Here is a 16,189-nt window from a genome sequence, read left to right on the forward strand (position 1 = left end):
GTCCGGGTTCAATGGGCCGGTGGACTACCAGCGTTTCCTCGAACAGGCCATGGCCGCGGCCCTTCCGGAGCTCGGCCGCGGCAAGGTCGCCGACTACATCCCCGCCCTCGCGGCCGCCGAGGCCGGTGCCTTCGGCATGGCCCTGGCCACCGTCGGGGGCGAGGTCCACGGCGTCGGGGACTTCGCCGAGCCGTTCTCCGTCCAGAGCGTCTCCAAGCTCTTCACGCTCGCCCTGGCGCTCCACCACGGCGGCGACGCCCTGTGGCGCCGTGTCGGCCGCGAGCCCTCCGGCAACCCCTTCAACTCGCTCATCCAGCTGGAGACCGAGCAGGGCATCCCGCGCAATCCCTTCATCAACGCCGGAGCCCTGGTCGTCACCGACGCCCTGCTGACCCTCACCGGCGACGCCTCGGGCGCGGTACGCGAACTGCTGCGCGCCGAGTCGGGCAACCCGGCCCTGACCACCGCCCTGGCGGTCGCCGCCTCCGAGGCCGCCCACGGCCACCGCAACGCCGCCCTGGCGCACTTCCTCGCGCACTTCGGCAACCTGCACAACCCCGTGGACACCGTCCTGGAGCACTACTACGGCCACTGCGCCCTCGAGGCCTCCTGCCGCGACCTCGCCCTTGCGGGCGGCTTCCTCGCCCGGCACGGACTGCGCGCCGACGGCGGCCGGCTGCTGTCCCGCACCGACGCCAAACGCCTCAACGCCGTGCTGCTCACCTGCGGCACCTACGACGCCGCGGGGGAGTTCGCCTACCGCGTGGGCCTGCCCGGCAAGAGCGGCGTCGGCGGGGCCATCCTCGCCGTCCTCCCTGGCCGGGGCGCCCTGTGCGCATGGAGCCCCGGCCTCGACCCGGCCGGCAACTCCGTCGGCGCCATGGCGGCCCTCGACGCGTTCACCACCGCCACCGGGCTGTCGGTGTTCTAGACGGAGCCCGGGGCGCGGCCCAGCGCGTCCCGCACCGCCTCCTCGGAGCGCGCGACCACCGCCGTGCCGTCCTCGGCGGTGATGATGGGACGCTGGATCAGCCGCGGGTGCGCCGCCAGCGCGCCGATCCAGCGGTCCCGCTCACCCGGCCCGCGCGGCCACTCCTTCAGTCCCAGTTCCTTCGCCTCGGCCTCCTGGGTCCGCACGATGTCCCACGGCTCCAGCCCGAGCCGCTCCAGCACCGCCCGGATCTCGTCCGCGTCGGGCGGATCCTCCAGGTAGCGCCGCACGGTGTACTGCGCGCCCTCGTCGTCCAGCAGGTGCAGCGCGGAGCGGCACTTCGAGCACGCGGGGTTGATCCAGATCTCCATGCCGCCAATGTAGTGAGGCGCTCAGCGGTCGTCGCGCCCGTCGTCGCGCAGTCTGCGCCAGATGCGGGTGCGGTGGAGCACGTAGACGGCGACGGACAGGACGAGCGCCTGCAGCCCCACGGCGAGCAGCCAGAAGACGACCTTGCTCTCCAACTCGTCGGTCACGTAGGTGAAGTTCATGCCGAAGAAGCCGGTCAGGAAGGTCAGCGGAAGGAAGATCGTCGACACGATGGCCAGCCGGTTGATCACACCGTTCTGCTCGCCGGACACCAGGGAGGAGTAGCTGGCGAACGCCCGCCGGGCGGCGTCCTGGAGCGACTCGATGCTGGAGAGCACCATCCGCGCGGCCCGCTGGTACGAGGCGGCCAGCCGCTGCCGCTCCTCCGGGAAGCTGCCGCTCATCATCCGCCGGGTGATGGTCTCGTCGGTCGCCTGCAGGTATGGCAGCAGGGCGTGGTGCAGCAGCGCCGCGCGCCGCCGCAGCTGTGCCAGCCGGTACACCTGCTGCGGGTTCCGGCTCTCGAACATCTCGTCCTCGAGGTCCTCCACCTGCAGCAGCGCTTCCAAGGCGGACTTGCGGAAGGTCTCCAGGGCGTCCTCCAGCAGCAGGAAGAGCGCGGCGGTGGTGTCCGCGGGCCGTTCGTGCGGCAGCCGGGGGATGAACCGCCCGACGAGCGTGTTCGGCCCCCGGTGGACCGTGACCAGGTACCGCCCGGTCACGAAGACGTGGAGGTGGGCGACCTCGTCGTCCTCGATGACCGGTACGACGAACCGGGCGTTGTCCCCGTGGAACTCCGCCCGCGCGCTTTCGCCCTCCCTGCCCAGCCACGCCAGGTCCTCGGCCTCCAAGCCGAGTTTGTGGGCGATCGGCGCCTCGTCGGGCCGTCCTTCCCCGGGCACCTCGATGTCCACGAGCAGGAAGCGCGACGCCGCGAGCCGCTCCCGCGCCTCCGACACGGCGGCGCGGGCGACGGTGCCCTCGGGCATCGACACCACCGTAACGATCATCGTTCCTCACCGTGGATCACCGGCACACCTCCCAGCCTGCGCAGACTCCGGCGTCCACGCATGCGGAGGTGCCCGGTCCAGGGGATCCGCGGTACCGGCGGGCCGTCTTCTAACCAGCCCCCGGTCACATGTCAAGCCCCGAAATGCAGCGACGTGACGCGGGCGGAACGCCGGGGCTTACTGGAGTCAAGAGGTCGCGCAATACCGACCGAAAGGAACCACCGGGACATTCCCCCCGGTGCCGGAATACCCGAAAAGGGGTCGTCCGGAATCCCCGCCCCGCATCGCCTGAGGAGAACCGCCATGTCCCGCACCCGCAAGATCGTCATGCTGACCGCCGCCACCACCCTCGCCGCCGGTGGCGCCCTGCTCCCGACCAGCGCGTTCGCGGCCGCCCCCGCCCATGTCAGCGCCGTCCAGGCCGCACCCCAGCAGCACAGCCTTCACGTCAGTGACGGCGGCGGGGTGAACAACAACATCCCCCTCTTCAACAACACCGGTGGCTTCTTCGGGGGCCAGGTGAACAACAACATCCCGGTCTTCAACAACGGTGGCGGTGGTCTCTTCGGGGGCCAGGTGAACAACAACATCCCGGTCTTCAACAACGGCGGTGGCGGTCTCTTCGGGGGAGGGGTGAACAACAACATCCCGGTCTTCAACAACTGACCCCTGAGCTCACCCCCCTGGCGCGGCCGGCCCTCCACCCCGGCCGCGCCACTCCGTTGGGGTGGCCCGGCAAGTGGCCCGCGCGTCCAGGGGCTTCGTCCGGGCGGTCCCATCCCGATCCCCGCTGGTCGCGGCTGCCAGTCGAGGGAGCCGGGCGGGCGGCAGGGGCGAACCCGGGAGCAGGCCGGTCGGATGGCCGGGGGTGACGGACTTGGCCGGGCCCGCCCGCAGTCTTGGAGACGAACGTGTGAGCGCCGGGGCGTGATGCGGTGGAGGTGCCGCCCGGGGAGCCTCCCGTATACGTCGAGCCCATCCCGGAGTACCGGCGGCAGGGTGGCCGTGGTGCTCCTCGATGAGGACCCGGCTGTACTCCCCTTCCGACGAAGCGCAACGTCGGCGTCCTCGGCTTCGTCGACGAGCGCGACGCCGATCCGGTGCTTGCTCGGCACGGGACGGGGCGGTCGCGAGGGTCACCTTGCGCACCCGGGAGCGGCCGGCGGTGCTGAGGCCGTGCCGAGGGATGCTCGTACTGCACACGCTGCTGTGGCCGGAGGAGATCCGCGAGCCAGGTGACCTGTCCTCGGCGGCCCCGGTGACCGAGCGGGAGCTGGAGCTCGCAGAACTGCTGACGGACCAGCTGGCAGGGGTCAAAATCGGCGATCTACCCGACGGTTAGGCGGCAGCGCTTGAGCAGCTGGGAGCCGCGAAGCTGACCGTCGCGGGGCTGCAGGAGCCGGAAGAGCCGGTATCAGCGGTGGATTTGATGGCGGCGCTGGAGGAGAGCCCGGGAGGCGTGCTTGTGCCAGCGCCGCCACGCACGGCAGAGCAGTTAACCCTTGGCCGGCGGCCCACCGTGCCCGTTCGATGTCCGGCCACGCCGGCAGAGGACAACCGCGGTGCCCGGGCTCCCGTCTGCCGGGCCTGGCCCAATGCCCCCGGTTGCGCGTAGACGCCACCAGCAGAGTGAACCAGGCGCGCCCCATAACTCCTTTGGCTCTCCGCGCATATGCCCTTTATAGGATCATTGCTAGCTTTTGGCTGGTGAGCAGCGGTTTGTCGCTTCCTTCGGTGAGCACTTGCTCGCCGGCCCCCTTTGGTTTGGGACCGCTGATTTGGCACGCGACTGAGGTTCGGCGACCGGAGCTCACTACCCAAGTTCGAAGTCCCCTCGCAGGGGTGGCCGGGCTCGGCCACAAGAAAGGGTCTCTCCCTATGTCAGAGGATTCCGTCCTGGCCTCTCCGCCAGGCAGGCGACGTATACGCCTACACAAGGGGCTCAAGGCGCCAATGCTCCTGATCCCCATCGCTGTGCTGATGGCGACGCTCACCATGATCACGACCCTCGCCCACGCCGTATCACCTCCGGCGGTGGGACTGGGAACCGCCAAGACCTACGGGGTCCTGGCCGGATCAACGGTCACCAACACGCTCGGAACCATCATCATCGGGGATCTGGGGCTCAGCCCCGGCACCTCGGTGACGGGCTTTCCGCCCGGACGTGTCATCGGAGCGACGCACGTAGCCGACGCTGTCGCCGGTCAGGCGAAGTCAGACTTGGTCACCGCCTACAACGACGCGGCCGGCAGGCCGTCCGACGGCGTCGCGGGACCCCAGCTCGACACCCAAGCCTATTTTCCCGGCGTCTACTCCGCCGGGACGGCGCTGGATCTCGCCGTCAACGGGACTGTCACTCTCGACGCACAGGGCGACCCCAACGCCGTCTTCATCTTCCAGGTCGGCTCCACCCTGGTCATGAACGTGGGGAGCACCGTCCGGCTCATCAACGGAGCGCAGGCCTGCAACGTGTTCTGGCAGGTGGGCAGCTCCGCCACCATCGGGACCAATGCCGACTTCAAGGGCACCATCATGGCCCTGACGGACATCTCCGTGGGCGCCGACGCGGCGATCGCGGGCCGGTTGCTGGCGCGAAATGGCCAGGTCACCCTGATCAGGGACAACATCACGGTCCCGACCTGCGGTGTGGCTGGTCCGACCGGACCCACCGGCCCGACCGGACCCACCGGCCCTGCCGGACCCACTGGTCCGTCCGGTCCTGCCGGACCCTCTGGTCCTCCCGGTGACACCGGCCCGACCGGCCCTGCCGGACCCACTGGTCCCTCGGGTCCTGCCGGACCCTCTGGTCCTCCCGGTGACACCGGCCCGACCGGTCCTGCCGGTCCTGGTGGTCCTGCCGGCCCGTCCGGTCCTGCCGGTCCTGGTGGTCCTGCCGGCCCGTCCGGCCCTGCCGGTCCTGGTGGTCCTGCCGGGCCGAGTGGTCCCGCCGGCCCGACCGGTCCTGAAGGTCCTGAAGGTCCAGCCGGTCCTCCCGGGCGTCCCGGCTACCCCGGTTACCCCGGCTACCCCGGTTACCCCGGCTACCCCGGCTACCCCGGCTACCCCGGCTACCCCGGCGGTCCTGGCCCTCACGACCACCGCGGTGACCACGGCAAGTACGACGACCACGGCAAGTACGACGATGACCATGGCAAGTACGACGATGACGAGCACGGCAGCAACTGCCACGCCAAGCCGCCGTGGAAGGAACCGGACGACGACGAGATGGCATGGAGCTTCCAGATGACGTGCCAGGACTGAAACAAGCCCCATCCTCATCGCCTTGAGGAAGCAAGACTTCCAGGGGGCGCCCCGAACAAGGGGCGCCCCCTGGGGGATCTGCGGCTTCGGCGACGTCCGCGAACCATTCGCCTGCCGAGGCCGATGCTTCTCACACCCGTGCTCGGCGGGACCGGCGGCGCCGTGGCGGGCGCAGTCGCCCACGGCCCCCGTCACGGTGGTCACGGCGGTCGTGCCTGACGAGAGGCGGTGCCGGCGCCGCCGGTGTGGTCGGACCGGTCCCGACCGGGAGGCGCGGGCCGTAACCGTATGTTCCCCCGTGCTGTGTGTCGCGCAGATTCATGAGTGCTCCCAGGGTGCTCGCCGCATCAGCGAGGGCAGCGGTGACGGGGGCGTCCGAGACCCTCATATGGTTCCTGCGACGTGCGAGCGCTCCACTGCCAACAAGCGGCCGGCGGTGGCGGTGATGCGGGGATCGGCCGCGGCGGACAACAGGCGGGCGGCGGTGGCGGAGTCCGTCTCCGGCGGAATGACCAGAAGGTCCCAGCGTCCGGTGTCGCGGGAGAGCAGCAGGAGCTTGTGAGGGTCCTGGTCCGCTGTGAACCAATCGACGGGCACCACATGTCCGGCCACGGCGACCCTCCGGGGGACGGCCGGCCAGAAGTGCGGGTTCACGGCGACACGGGCGATCCGCCCCCATGGGGCGTCCGGAGTGGCCGTAAGTGCCGAGAGTTCCGCCGCCAGATCGCGTGAGCGGGGCCACCAGGCTCCGTCGAGGGGACCCGGGGCGGCCGTGACCGGCTTCAGGGAGAGTCGTACGCCGTCAGGGCCGAGGGATTCATCGTGCGTCGTGTGATCAAGGATCAAGCCCATGCGTTCACTGGCCCGGCTAGGCATTCGCCGAAAACGACGCCGGCACGGAAGCCGGGGTTCGGAATGCCTTCGGTGTGTCCAACGTACTCCGCTGAGGAGCCTTCCGTGCTTGCCGCAGCCGGCACCCATGTGTCATCGCCCCTTGTGGGCGGTGTGCGCGCTCTTCCACAGCCCCGGACAACCCGGGAGGGCGCTCGCACTGTGGGGACGACCGCGTCGCAGCCCTGATGGTCATGGCCGTTGACGGTACTCAGCCGGTCATCTCGACCACCACGAGCCGTCGTTGACCATGCGTCGCCCCCCGCTCCGATGACATTTCGCGCGGAGCGGGAGGCCGGCGACTGGCCGGCGGACTGGCGCTACCCCGATACGGGCAAGGCGCTTTTCGCGAGTTACGCCGCTGCAGGGTGCGCGAGCGTCCGCTCGCCTCCGTACGGCGGAGCTCTATTCGTCACTCCTTCGACTGCATCATGGCCACGGCGGTGGATCACGATCTGATCCGCGGTCCATACCCCTGAGCTGAATCGGTCTGTCCCGTCAGGATGTCGACCTCGACCACGGGACGATTCGCGTACGCGGTTCCATTGCGGAGCTCACCAGCGACCGGCGGGGGTCCGCGATTCCACGATCTTCGGCATACGGGCGACACGCTGGCGTCGCCGATTTACCAGCCCGGCAACCGGGAACGGGAGCGCGAGATCGCCGACGCGATCGACGTCATGATCATAAAGGGCTCCGGGACACGGTTCCCGCCGGAACAGGCACGCGGCCGGCACACCGCCCGGGACCGCTGCCGGGAACACGAAGACCCAGGCTCGGGGATACATCCCCTGACCTGGGCCTTCGTCCTGCAGAGCGGGCGACGGGAATCGAACCCGCGTAGCCAGTTTGGAAGACTGGGGCTCTACCATTGAGCTACGCCCGCAACGGCCAGTCATTCTGGCACATCAGATCGTAGCCGATCGACCCGGCTCCCGCGCACGGCACATATGGCCGTCAGGGTGTGCGGAGGCATGTACTCTACGTGTCGCACCGACGGGGTGTGGCGCAGCTTGGTAGCGCGTCCGCTTTGGGAGCGGAAGGTCGTCGGTTCGAATCCGGCCACCCCGACCAGTGCTCGGCCGCCCTGTGCCGAGCAGGGCCCGGCCGCAGGATTGTGGTACCGGTAGGATGGGTCGTCGGCCACTGAAACGCGGAAAAGCCAGGTCGAACACCAGCCGCCCCGCACGATCGCCGAGCGGCCGCCCATCAACGTAAAGCCCCCAAGGAGACCCAACCGTGAAGAGCGCCGTCGAGACTCTGAACCCGACCCGGGTTCGACTCACTGTCGAGGTGCCCTTCGAGGAGCTCAAGCCCAGCCTCGACGCGGCGTACAAGAAGATCAACCAGCAGGTCACGGTGCCGGGCTTCCGTAAGGGCAAGATCCCCGCGCGCGTCATCGACCAGCGGTTCGGCCGTGGCGCGGTCCTCGAAGAGGCCATCAACGACGCACTGCCGAAGTTCTACACGGAGGCGGTCAACGAGGGCGAGCTCAACGTCCTCGGCCAGCCCGAGGTGGACATCACCGAGTTCAACGACGGCCAGGAGCTGAAGTTCACCGCCGAGGTGGACATCCGCCCGGTCATCGAGATCCCGGACTACTCCGGCATCGAGGTCACCGTCGACGCCGTCGAGGTGTCCGACGAGGACGTCGACAAGGCCCTGGAGCAGCTGCGGGAGCGCTTCGCCTCCACCACCGTCGTGGAGCGTGCCGCCGCCGACGGCGACGTCGTCGTCGTGGACCTGGAGGCCTCGGTCGAGGGCGAGGTGCTGGAGGACGGCGTCGCCAGCGGCGTCACCTACACCATCGGCTCCGGCCAGCTGCTCGACGGCATCGACGAGGCCGTCACCGGCCTGGAGGCCGGCGGTTCGGCCACCTTCACCTCCGAGCTCAAGGGCGGCTCCGCCGCCGGCAAGCAGGCCCAGGTCAAGGTGGACGTCACCACCGTCCAGGCCCGTGAGCTGCCCGAGCTGGACGACGACTTCGCCCAGCTGGCGAGCGAGTTCGACACCCTCGAGGAGCTCCGCGCCGACGCCGTGAAGCGCCAGGAGCGCATCAAGCAGTACGACCAGGCCACCCAGGCGCAGGAGAAGGTGCTGGACGCCCTCCTGGAGCTGGTCGACATCCCGCTGCCGGAGAAGCTGCTCAAGGACGAGATCGAGACCCGCGTCCACAACCTGGAGCACCACCAGTTCCCGGCCATGGGCCTGGACTGGGACTCCTTCCTGGAGAACGAGGGCAAGACCCGCGAGGAGTACGACCAGGAGATCGAGGGGCAGGCGAAGAAGGGCATCAAGACCCAGTTCGTCCTGGACGAGCTCGTCTCCACCGAGAAGCTCTCGGTCAACCAGGAGGAGCTCACCGAGCACCTCATGCGCCGTGCCGCCTCCTCCGGCATGAGCCCGGACCAGTTCGCCCAGGCGGTCGTCGAGGGCGGCCAGGTGCCGCTGCTCGTCGGTGAGGTCGCCCGCGGCAAGGCGCTGGCCCTGGTCGTCGAGGCCGCCACGGTCAAGGACACCAACGGCGAGGTCGTCGACCTGGAGGACGAGGAGGACGAGACCGGCGAGACGGTCGAGGCCACCTCCGAGGACACGGACGCCGAGACCGCCAAGGGTGAGGGCTCCGAGGCCTGAGCCTCGCCCCGCAGCACCATCCGACGGGCCCGGACGACCAGTTCGTCCGGGCCCGTTCTGTTCGGTTTCGCTCTCCGCTTACACCCTGCCTGCGCTGACAGCGAACAGTTCCGCGTGGGGGATTGCTGGGCCCCACCTGCGCGTTAGGGTCCGTAAGTACGAGGGCCCGTGCCCTACGAGAAGACCCTGTGACGGCGTCCGCGCCGTCCGACAACGAGCAGGTGGATACGTGACGACTCCGATGCCTTCCGCCGCCGGCGAGCCGACCATCGGTGGCCTCGGCGACCAGGTCTACAACCGGCTGCTCGGCGAGCGGATCATCTTCCTCGGCCAGCCGGTGGACGACGACATCGCCAACAAGATCACCGCGCAGCTGCTCCTCCTTGCCGCCGAGCCGGACAAGGACATCTACCTCTACATCAACAGCCCCGGCGGTTCCGTGACGGCCGGCATGGCGATCTACGACACCATGCAGTTCATCAAGAACGACGTGGTCACCATCGCCATGGGCCTCGCGGCTTCCATGGGCCAGTTCCTGCTGACGGCCGGCACCCCCGGCAAGCGCTTCTCGCTGCCGAACACCGACATCCTGATGCACCAGCCCTCCGCCGGCCTCGCCGGCTCGGCCTCCGACATCAAGATCCACGCCGAGCAGCTGCTGCGCACGAAGAAGCGCATGGCCGAGCTCATCGCGGAGCACTCCGGCCAGAGCGTCGAGGCGATCACCCGTGACTCCGACCGCGACCGCTGGTTCTCCGCCGAGGCGGCCAAGGAGTACGGCCTGATCGACGACGTCATCACGCACGCCGTGAACGTGCCGGGCGGCGGCGGCACCGGGGCCTGACCGGGCCTGACGCCCGTACTGCCCCGCAGGACCGACCCCAGCCCACTGCTCATCTTCAGGACGGTGAACGTGACCACCCAGAACTTCCCCGGCAGCGGCATGTACGACCGCACGAACGCCGCCGAGGCCCGCTACGTGGTGCCGCGCTTCGTGGAGCGCACCTCGCAGGGCATCCGCGAGTACGACCCGTACGCGAAGCTCTTCGAGGAGCGCGTGATCTTCCTCGGGGTGCAGATCGACGACGCCTCCGCCAACGACGTCATGGCGCAGCTGCTGTGCCTGGAGTCGATGGACCCGGACCGCGACATCTCGGTCTACATCAACAGCCCCGGCGGCTCCTTCACGGCGCTGACGGCCATCTACGACACGATGCAGTTCGTGAAGCCCGACATCCAGACGGTCTGCATGGGCCAGGCGGCCTCCGCCGCGGCCGTGCTGCTCGCCGCCGGCACGCCCGGCAAGCGGATGGCGCTGCCGAACGCCCGCATCCTGATCCACCAGCCGTACAGCGAGACCGGCCGCGGCCAGGTCTCGGACCTGGAGATCGCCGCCAACGAGATCCTGCGGATGCGGGCCCAGCTGGAGGAGATGCTGGCCAAGCACTCCAGCACCCCGATCGAGAAGATCCGCGACGACATCGAGCGCGACAAGATCCTCACGGCCGAGGAGGCCCTCTCCTACGGTCTGGTCGACCAGATCGTCTCGACCCGCAAGGGTTCGGCGGTCGCGGTCTGACGCCCGGCAGGGCATTCTGCGACAAGAAGTCCCCTCTTGGAGCCGCGGGGTTGTGCAGGTCACGGCCCAGTAGCTCCAAGGGGGGCCCGCACTGGGGGCGCGGCAAGGTACCGTCGATAGGCAAGCACCAGGACTCGTCGAACTGACGGGACCCAGGCGAAGGGGAAGCACCTCGTGGCACGCATCGGTGACGGCGGCGATCTGCTCAAGTGCTCGTTCTGCGGAAAGAGCCAGAAGCAGGTGAAGAAGCTCATCGCAGGACCCGGTGTGTACATCTGCGACGAGTGCATCGACCTCTGCAACGAGATCATCGAGGAGGAGCTCGCAGAGTCCTCCGAGGTGCGGTGGGAGGACCTGCCGAAGCCGCGCGAGATCTACGAGTTCCTCGAGAGCTACGTCGTCGGCCAGGAGCCGGCGAAGAAGGCGCTCTCCGTGGCGGTCTACAACCACTACAAGCGGGTGCAGGCCGGCGAGAACGGCGGCGGCCGCGGCCACGACGACGGCATCGAGCTCGCCAAGTCCAACATCCTGCTGCTCGGTCCCACGGGCTCCGGCAAGACCCTGCTCGCCCAGACCCTGGCCCGGATGCTGAACGTGCCGTTCGCCATCGCGGACGCCACCGCGCTGACCGAGGCCGGGTACGTCGGCGAGGACGTCGAGAACATCCTGCTCAAGCTGATCCAGGCGGCCGACTACGACGTCAAGAAGGCCGAGACGGGGATCATCTACATCGACGAGATCGACAAGGTCGCCCGCAAGAGCGAGAACCCGTCGATCACCCGCGACGTCTCCGGCGAGGGCGTGCAGCAGGCGCTGCTGAAGATCCTGGAGGGCACCACCGCCTCGGTGCCGCCGCAGGGCGGGCGCAAGCACCCGCACCAGGAGTTCATCCAGATCGACACCACCAACGTGCTCTTCATCGTCGGCGGTGCCTTCGCCGGGCTGGAGAAGATCATCGAGTCACGGGCCGGCGCGAAGGGCATCGGTTTCGGCGCGACCATCCGCTCCAAGCGGGAGATCGACTCCGCCGACCAGTTCTCCGAGGTCATGCCGGAGGACCTGGTGAAGTTCGGCATGATCCCCGAGTTCATCGGCCGTCTGCCGGTCATCACCAGCGTGCACAACCTCGACCGTGAGGCGCTGCTGCAGATCCTGGTGGAGCCGCGCAACGCCCTGGTCAAGCAGTACCAGCGGCTCTTCGAGCTCGACGGTGTCGAGCTCGAGTTCGAGCGCGGCGCCCTGGAGGCCATCGCCGACCAGGCCATCCTCCGCCAGACCGGCGCCCGCGGCCTGCGCGCCATCATGGAGGAGGTGCTGATGTCGGTGATGTACGAGGTGCCCTCGCGCAAGGACGTCGCCCGCGTCGTCATCAGCGAGGACGTCGTCCACTCCAACGTGAACCCGACCCTGGTCCCGCGCGAGCCCCGCATCATCGGCAAGGGCGAGCAGAAGAGCGCGTAGCGCACCCCGGCACACGAAAGGGGGCGCCCGGCAGCTGCCGGGCGCCCCCTTCGCCGTACGGGGCGGGTCACTTTTTGACGCGGACCTCGTCGCGGATCTTCACGGTGCTGTCCGCCCACTCCGAGAGGGAGGGGGGCTCGGTGGCGCCGGTGATGTCGACGTTCATGTCCATGGCCATGGCGACCGTGCTGTCGTCGGCCCATGCGCAGTACGGGAAGCTGACCCCGGCCGAGCCGATCGTGCCGCACTTCATGATGTCGCCGTCGAAGCCGGTGGGGTGGACCTCCTTCGGGGCCTCGCCGCCGGAGCTGCCGGCCTTGGAGGTGAAGGCGGCGAGCATCTTGTCCAGCACGCTGCCCGGGTCGCTGACGTCACCGTAGGCGCCGGTGACGATCAGCTGCTCGGTGGCGCCCTTCTTGTAGTTTCCGGAGACCGTGGTGGCGTCGTCGATGCCGGTGTCGTCCCCGGTCTCGCCGTTGCTGAGTCCGGGGTCGTTGCCGGACTTGGTGTACTGACCGTCCAGCAGCGTGGCCGGCATGGCGAGCTTGTGGTCACCGCCGCTGCCGCCGCTGCCCGTGAGGGCGAGGATGCCGCCGCCTATGACCGCGACGGCGACCACGACGCCGACCACGATGCCGATGATCTTGCCCTTGCCCCCGGACGGCGGCGGCGGGGCACCCCAGGCGCCGGGCTGCTGACCGTAGGGACCCGGCTGCTGGGCGTACGGGCCGGACTGCTGACCGTACGGGCCGGGCTGCTGCGGGTAGCCGTAGCCAGGGGCCGGCTGCGGGGCCGTGGGCTGCTGCGGGTAGCCGTAGCCCGGTGCGGGCTGCTGGGGCGGGCCGGGCGGGACCGGTGGCTGCTGGGGGTGGCCGGGCTGGCCCCCGTAGCCAGGCTGGCCGCCGTAACCCGGCTGCGGCGGCGGCTGGTTGAAGCTCATCGGTGAGTCCCCTCGTTGAACTGCTGTCTCCTCGTACTCATCCTTGCGGATTGTTTAGGCCGTCTTTACACCGACGTCGTCAGGACTTGGTAACAAGACGGTGCAGATGCCCGGTTGATCACCCTGACCACCGGTGCGGACGGGTACCGCCGACCCGTCCGGTCTGCCGGTTTCCCGTCAGGAGTCGCTCGTCCGCCGGTGGTTCGGAGGCGGTGGCCCATCCCCGGGGACCGGCGGGGGTCTCCCGGCTCCCGGCACCACGCGCCCCCGGAACCGGACCGCGAGGGCCCCCGCCGGGCCCCGCGGCGGGCGCGCGTCCTCGGGGGCCCGTCCCCGCGTCTCGCGCCCGGGCACCGGCGGATTCGTAACGGGGCCCGCCCCGCCCGTAAACTGAGCGCCGTGACCGACAACACTCAGCAGGCCGCCGAGAGCGGACCGAACAGCGCGACCCCCGAACTGCCGACCCAGTACGCGCCGGCCGAGGTAGAGGGGCCCCTGTACGAGCGCTGGGTAGAGCGCGGTTACTTCGAGGCCGACGCCAAGAGCGACAAGAAGCCGTACACCATCGTCATCCCGCCGCCGAACGTCACCGGCAGCCTCCACCTGGGCCACGCCTTCGAGCACACGCTGATCGACGCCCTCACCCGCCGCAAGCGGATGCAGGGGTATGAGACGCTGTGGCAGCCCGGCATGGACCATGCCGGCATCGCCACGCAGAACGTCGTCGAGCGCGAGCTCGCCAAGGAGGGCAAGTCCCGCCACGACCTCGGCCGCGAGGCGTTCATCGAGCGCGTCTGGCAGTGGAAGGCGGAGTCCGGCGGGCAGATCTCCGGGCAGATGCGGCGCCTCGGTGACGGCGTGGCCTGGTCGCGTGAGCGCTTCACCATGGACGAGGGCCTGTCCAAGGCCGTCCAGACCATCTTCAAGAAGCTCTTCGACGACGAGCTCATCTACCGTGCCGAGCGCATCATCAACTGGTGCCCGCGCTGTCTGACGGCCATCTCGGACATCGAGGTCGAGTACCAGGACGACGACGGCGAGCTGGTCTCGATCCGCTACGGCGAGGGCGAGGACTCCATCGTCGTCGCGACGACCCGCGCCGAGACGATGCTCGGCGACACCGCCGTGGCCGTCCACCCGGAGGACGAGCGCTACCGGCACCTCGTCGGCCGCGAGATCGAGCTGCCGCTGACCGGCCGCCGCATCCCGGTCGTCGCCGACGAGCACGTCGACCCGCAGTTCGGCACGGGGGCCGTCAAGGTCACGCCCGCGCACGACCCGAACGACTTCGAGATCGGCCAGCGCCACGGTCTGCCGAACCTCGCCGTCATGGACGAGCGCGCGGTCATCACCGCGCACGGTCCCTTCCAGGGACTGGACCGGCTGGAGGCCCGCTCCGCCATCGTCGCCGCGCTGCGCGCCGAGGGCCGGATCGTCGCCGAGAAGCGCCCGTACGTCCACTCCGTCGGCCACTGCTCGCGCTGCAAGACCACCATCGAGCCGCGGTTGTCCATGCAGTGGTGGGTCAAGGTCGGCCCGCTGGCGAAGGCCGCAGGTGACGCCGTCCGCGACGGCCAGGTCAAGATCCACCCCCAGGAGATGGAGAAGAGGTACTTCGACTGGGTCGACAACCTCCACGACTGGTGCATCTCGCGCCAGCTGTGGTGGGGTCACCGCATCCCCGTCTGGTACGGACCGGACGGCGAGATCGTCTGCGTCGGTCCCGACGAGGAGCCCCCGGGCGGCGAGGGCTGGACCCAGGAGACCGATGTCCTCGACACCTGGTTCTCCTCCGGTCTGTGGCCGTTCTCCACGCTCGGCTGGCCCGAGGAGACCGAGAGCCTCGCGAAGTTCTATCCGAACTCCGTCCTGGTCACCGGGTACGACATCCTCTTCTTCTGGGTCGCCCGGATGATGATGTTCGGTCTCTACGCGATGGACGGCACCCCGCCGTTCCACACCATCGCCCTGCACGGCATGGTCCGCGACCAGTTCGGCAAGAAGATGTCGAAGTCCTTCGGCAACGCGGTCAACCCGCTGGACTGGATGGACACCTATGGCTCCGACGCGCTGCGCTTCACGCTCGCGCGCGGTGCCAACCCCGGCACCGACGTGCCGATCGGCGAGGACTGGGTCCAGGGCTCCCGCAACTTCACCAACAAGATCTGGAACGCCACGCGCTTCGCGCTGATGAACGGCGCCACGGTCGAGGGCGACCTGCCCGCGCCCGAGGAGATGTCGGCCACCGACCGCTGGATCCTGTCCCGGCTGAACGCCACGGTCGCCGAGGCCGACGCGCTCTACGACGACTACCAGTTCGCCAAGCTCAGCGACGTCCTGTTCCACTTCGCGTGGGACGAGGTCTTCGACTGGTACGTCGAGCTGTCCAAGACCACCTTCCTGGCGGGCGGCCGCCCGGCCGAGGTCTCCCGGCGCGTGCTGGGCGAGGTCCTGGACAAGCTGCTGCGGCTGCTCCACCCGGTGGTCCCCTTCGTGACCGAGACGCTGTGGACCACGCTCACCGGGCGCGAGTCGGTCGTCATCGCCGACTGGCCGGCCGACTCCGGCTTCCGCGACGCGGCCGCCGAGAAGGAGATCGCGGCGGTGCAGTCGCTGGTCACCGAGGTCCGGCGGTTCCGCGCCGACCAGGGCCTGCAGCCGGGCCAGAAGGTCCCGGCCCGGCTCGACCTCGGCTCCACCGGCTTGGAGGCCCACGAGGCGGCGGTCCGCCAGCTGCTGCGCCTGCAGCCGGAGGGCGAGGGCTTCACCGCGACGGCGACCCTCCCGGTCGCGGGCGCGACGGTCGCGCTGGACCTCTCCGGGGCGATCGACGTCGACGCCGAGCGGAAGCGGCTCGCGAAGGACCTGGCCGCCGCCGAGAAGGAGAAGGCGCAGGCCACGGCGAAGCTGGGCAACGAGGCGTTCCTCGCGAAGGCACCGGAGCCCGTCGTCGCCAAGATCCGCACCCGCCTGGCGGCGGCCGAGGCGGACATGGCCCGCATCACCGCGCAGCTGTCCTCGCTGCCGCAGGGCTGACGCACCCGGGGTGGGGGGGGGGGGGGGGGCGCGCCCCCCCCCCCCCCCCCCCTCCGCCCCCCCCCACTTGGTTGTGT

General features: G+C 69.6%; 13 protein-coding genes and 2 tRNA genes. 10 read left to right on the forward strand and 5 right to left on the reverse strand.

Annotated elements, in window-relative coordinates; genetic code table 11:
* Positions 1-19: 19 nt before the first annotated feature.
* Positions 20-931 (forward strand): glutaminase, encoded by a 912-nt coding sequence (locus ABZ312_RS13625; protein ID WP_500437669.1) that lies wholly within the window; start codon positions 20-22, stop codon positions 929-931.
* On the opposite strand, the gene ABZ312_RS13630 is transcribed toward ABZ312_RS13625, so the two are convergent.
* Both ABZ312_RS13630 and ABZ312_RS13635 read right to left on the reverse strand, forming a co-directional pair.
* Positions 928-1,302 (reverse strand): arsenate reductase family protein, encoded by a 375-nt coding sequence (locus ABZ312_RS13630; RefSeq protein WP_500322922.1) that lies wholly within the window; start codon positions 1,300-1,302, stop codon positions 928-930. The two genes, ABZ312_RS13625 and ABZ312_RS13630, sit on opposite strands and share 4 nt — an antisense overlap.
* Positions 1,303-1,323: 21 nt before the next feature.
* Positions 1,324-2,310, reverse strand: a complete 987-nt coding sequence (locus tag ABZ312_RS13635; protein WP_500437671.1) for a magnesium transporter CorA family protein — start codon at positions 2,308-2,310, stop codon at positions 1,324-1,326.
* Positions 2,311-2,613: 303 nt separating this feature from the next.
* On the opposite strand from ABZ312_RS13635, the gene ABZ312_RS13640 reads away from it, so the two are divergent.
* The 3 genes from ABZ312_RS13640 to ABZ312_RS13650 all read left to right on the forward strand — a co-directional run bounded on the left by ABZ312_RS13640 (position 2,614) and on the right by ABZ312_RS13650 (position 5,571).
* Entirely contained in the window at positions 2,614-2,976 is a 363-nt protein-coding gene (locus tag ABZ312_RS13640; RefSeq protein ID WP_500437673.1) for a hypothetical protein, read from the forward strand.
* Between the two features lie 352 nt (positions 2,977-3,328).
* Entirely contained in the window at positions 3,329-3,652 is a 324-nt protein-coding gene (locus ABZ312_RS13645) for a Ku protein (protein ID WP_500359004.1), read from the forward strand.
* Positions 3,653-4,263: 611 nt separating this feature from the next.
* Entirely contained in the window at positions 4,264-5,571 is a 1,308-nt protein-coding gene (locus tag ABZ312_RS13650) for an ice-binding family protein (RefSeq protein ID WP_500437675.1), read from the forward strand.
* A gap of 384 nt (positions 5,572-5,955) precedes the next feature.
* On the opposite strand, the gene ABZ312_RS13655 is transcribed toward ABZ312_RS13650, so the two are convergent.
* Positions 5,956-6,552, reverse strand: coding sequence for a DUF5994 family protein (locus tag ABZ312_RS13655; RefSeq protein ID WP_500437677.1), 597 nt, complete (start codon positions 6,550-6,552; stop codon positions 5,956-5,958).
* 725 nt (positions 6,553-7,277) lie between these two features.
* Positions 7,278-7,348: transfer RNA gene (locus ABZ312_RS13660), tRNA-Gly, on the reverse strand.
* Between the two features lie 111 nt (positions 7,349-7,459).
* Between ABZ312_RS13660 and ABZ312_RS13665 the strand changes: the two genes are divergently transcribed.
* The 5 genes from ABZ312_RS13665 to clpX all read left to right on the forward strand — a co-directional run bounded on the left by ABZ312_RS13665 (position 7,460) and on the right by clpX (position 12,136).
* Positions 7,460-7,536: transfer RNA gene (locus tag ABZ312_RS13665), tRNA-Pro, on the forward strand.
* Positions 7,537-7,701: 165 nt separating this feature from the next.
* Entirely contained in the window at positions 7,702-9,096 is a 1,395-nt protein-coding gene (gene tig / locus ABZ312_RS13670) for a trigger factor (protein ID WP_500322930.1), read from the forward strand.
* Between the two features lie 241 nt (positions 9,097-9,337).
* A complete protein-coding gene (locus ABZ312_RS13675; RefSeq protein ID WP_319156002.1) occupies positions 9,338-9,940 on the forward strand; it encodes an ATP-dependent Clp protease proteolytic subunit in 603 nt (200 codons plus the stop codon).
* Positions 9,941-10,039: 99 nt separating this feature from the next.
* Positions 10,040-10,675, forward strand: a complete 636-nt coding sequence (locus ABZ312_RS13680; RefSeq protein ID WP_499516835.1) for an ATP-dependent Clp protease proteolytic subunit — start codon at positions 10,040-10,042, stop codon at positions 10,673-10,675.
* Positions 10,676-10,849: 174 nt separating this feature from the next.
* The gene (gene clpX, locus ABZ312_RS13685) at positions 10,850-12,136 is read left to right on the forward strand and encodes an ATP-dependent Clp protease ATP-binding subunit ClpX (protein WP_329187895.1); all 1,287 of its coding nucleotides are present in this window, start codon (positions 10,850-10,852) and stop codon (positions 12,134-12,136) included.
* A gap of 67 nt (positions 12,137-12,203) precedes the next feature.
* On the opposite strand, the gene ABZ312_RS13690 is transcribed toward clpX, so the two are convergent.
* Positions 12,204-13,076, reverse strand: coding sequence for a hypothetical protein (locus tag ABZ312_RS13690; RefSeq protein ID WP_500322931.1), 873 nt, complete (start codon positions 13,074-13,076; stop codon positions 12,204-12,206).
* 399 nt (positions 13,077-13,475) lie between these two features.
* Here ABZ312_RS13690 and ABZ312_RS13695 point away from each other — a divergent pair, with 399 nt between their 5' ends.
* Positions 13,476-16,112 (forward strand): valine--tRNA ligase, encoded by a 2,637-nt coding sequence (locus ABZ312_RS13695; protein ID WP_500437679.1) that lies wholly within the window; start codon positions 13,476-13,478, stop codon positions 16,110-16,112.
* Positions 16,113-16,189: the final 77 nt, after the last annotated feature.

Source organism: Streptomyces sp. NPDC006207, from assembly GCF_040613835.1.
GTDB lineage: Bacteria > Actinomycetota > Actinomycetes > Streptomycetales > Streptomycetaceae > Actinacidiphila.

Bases quoted from the DNA above. Each gene is read 5' to 3' on its own strand.
- ABZ312_RS13635 (WP_500437671.1), bottom strand. From the start codon at position 2,310: ATGATCGTTACGGTGGTGTCGATGCCCGAGGGCACCGTCGCCCGCGCC.
- ABZ312_RS13645 (WP_500359004.1), top strand. From the start codon at position 3,329: ATGAGGACCCGGCTGTACTCCCCTTCCGACGAAGCGCAACGTCGGCGT.
- ABZ312_RS13675 (WP_319156002.1), top strand. From the start codon at position 9,338: ATGCCTTCCGCCGCCGGCGAGCCGACCATCGGTGGCCTCGGCGACCAG.
- ABZ312_RS13690 (WP_500322931.1), bottom strand. From the start codon at position 13,076: ATGAGCTTCAACCAGCCGCCGCCGCAGCCGGGTTACGGCGGCCAGCCT.
- ABZ312_RS13650 (WP_500437675.1), top strand. From the start codon at position 4,264: ATGCTCCTGATCCCCATCGCTGTGCTGATGGCGACGCTCACCATGATC.
- ABZ312_RS13655 (WP_500437677.1), bottom strand. From the start codon at position 6,552: ATGGGTGCCGGCTGCGGCAAGCACGGAAGGCTCCTCAGCGGAGTACGT.
- ABZ312_RS13630 (WP_500322922.1), bottom strand. From the start codon at position 1,302: ATGGAGATCTGGATCAACCCCGCGTGCTCGAAGTGCCGCTCCGCGCTG.
- ABZ312_RS13640 (WP_500437673.1), top strand. From the start codon at position 2,614: ATGTCCCGCACCCGCAAGATCGTCATGCTGACCGCCGCCACCACCCTC.
- ABZ312_RS13680 (WP_499516835.1), top strand. From the start codon at position 10,040: ATGTACGACCGCACGAACGCCGCCGAGGCCCGCTACGTGGTGCCGCGC.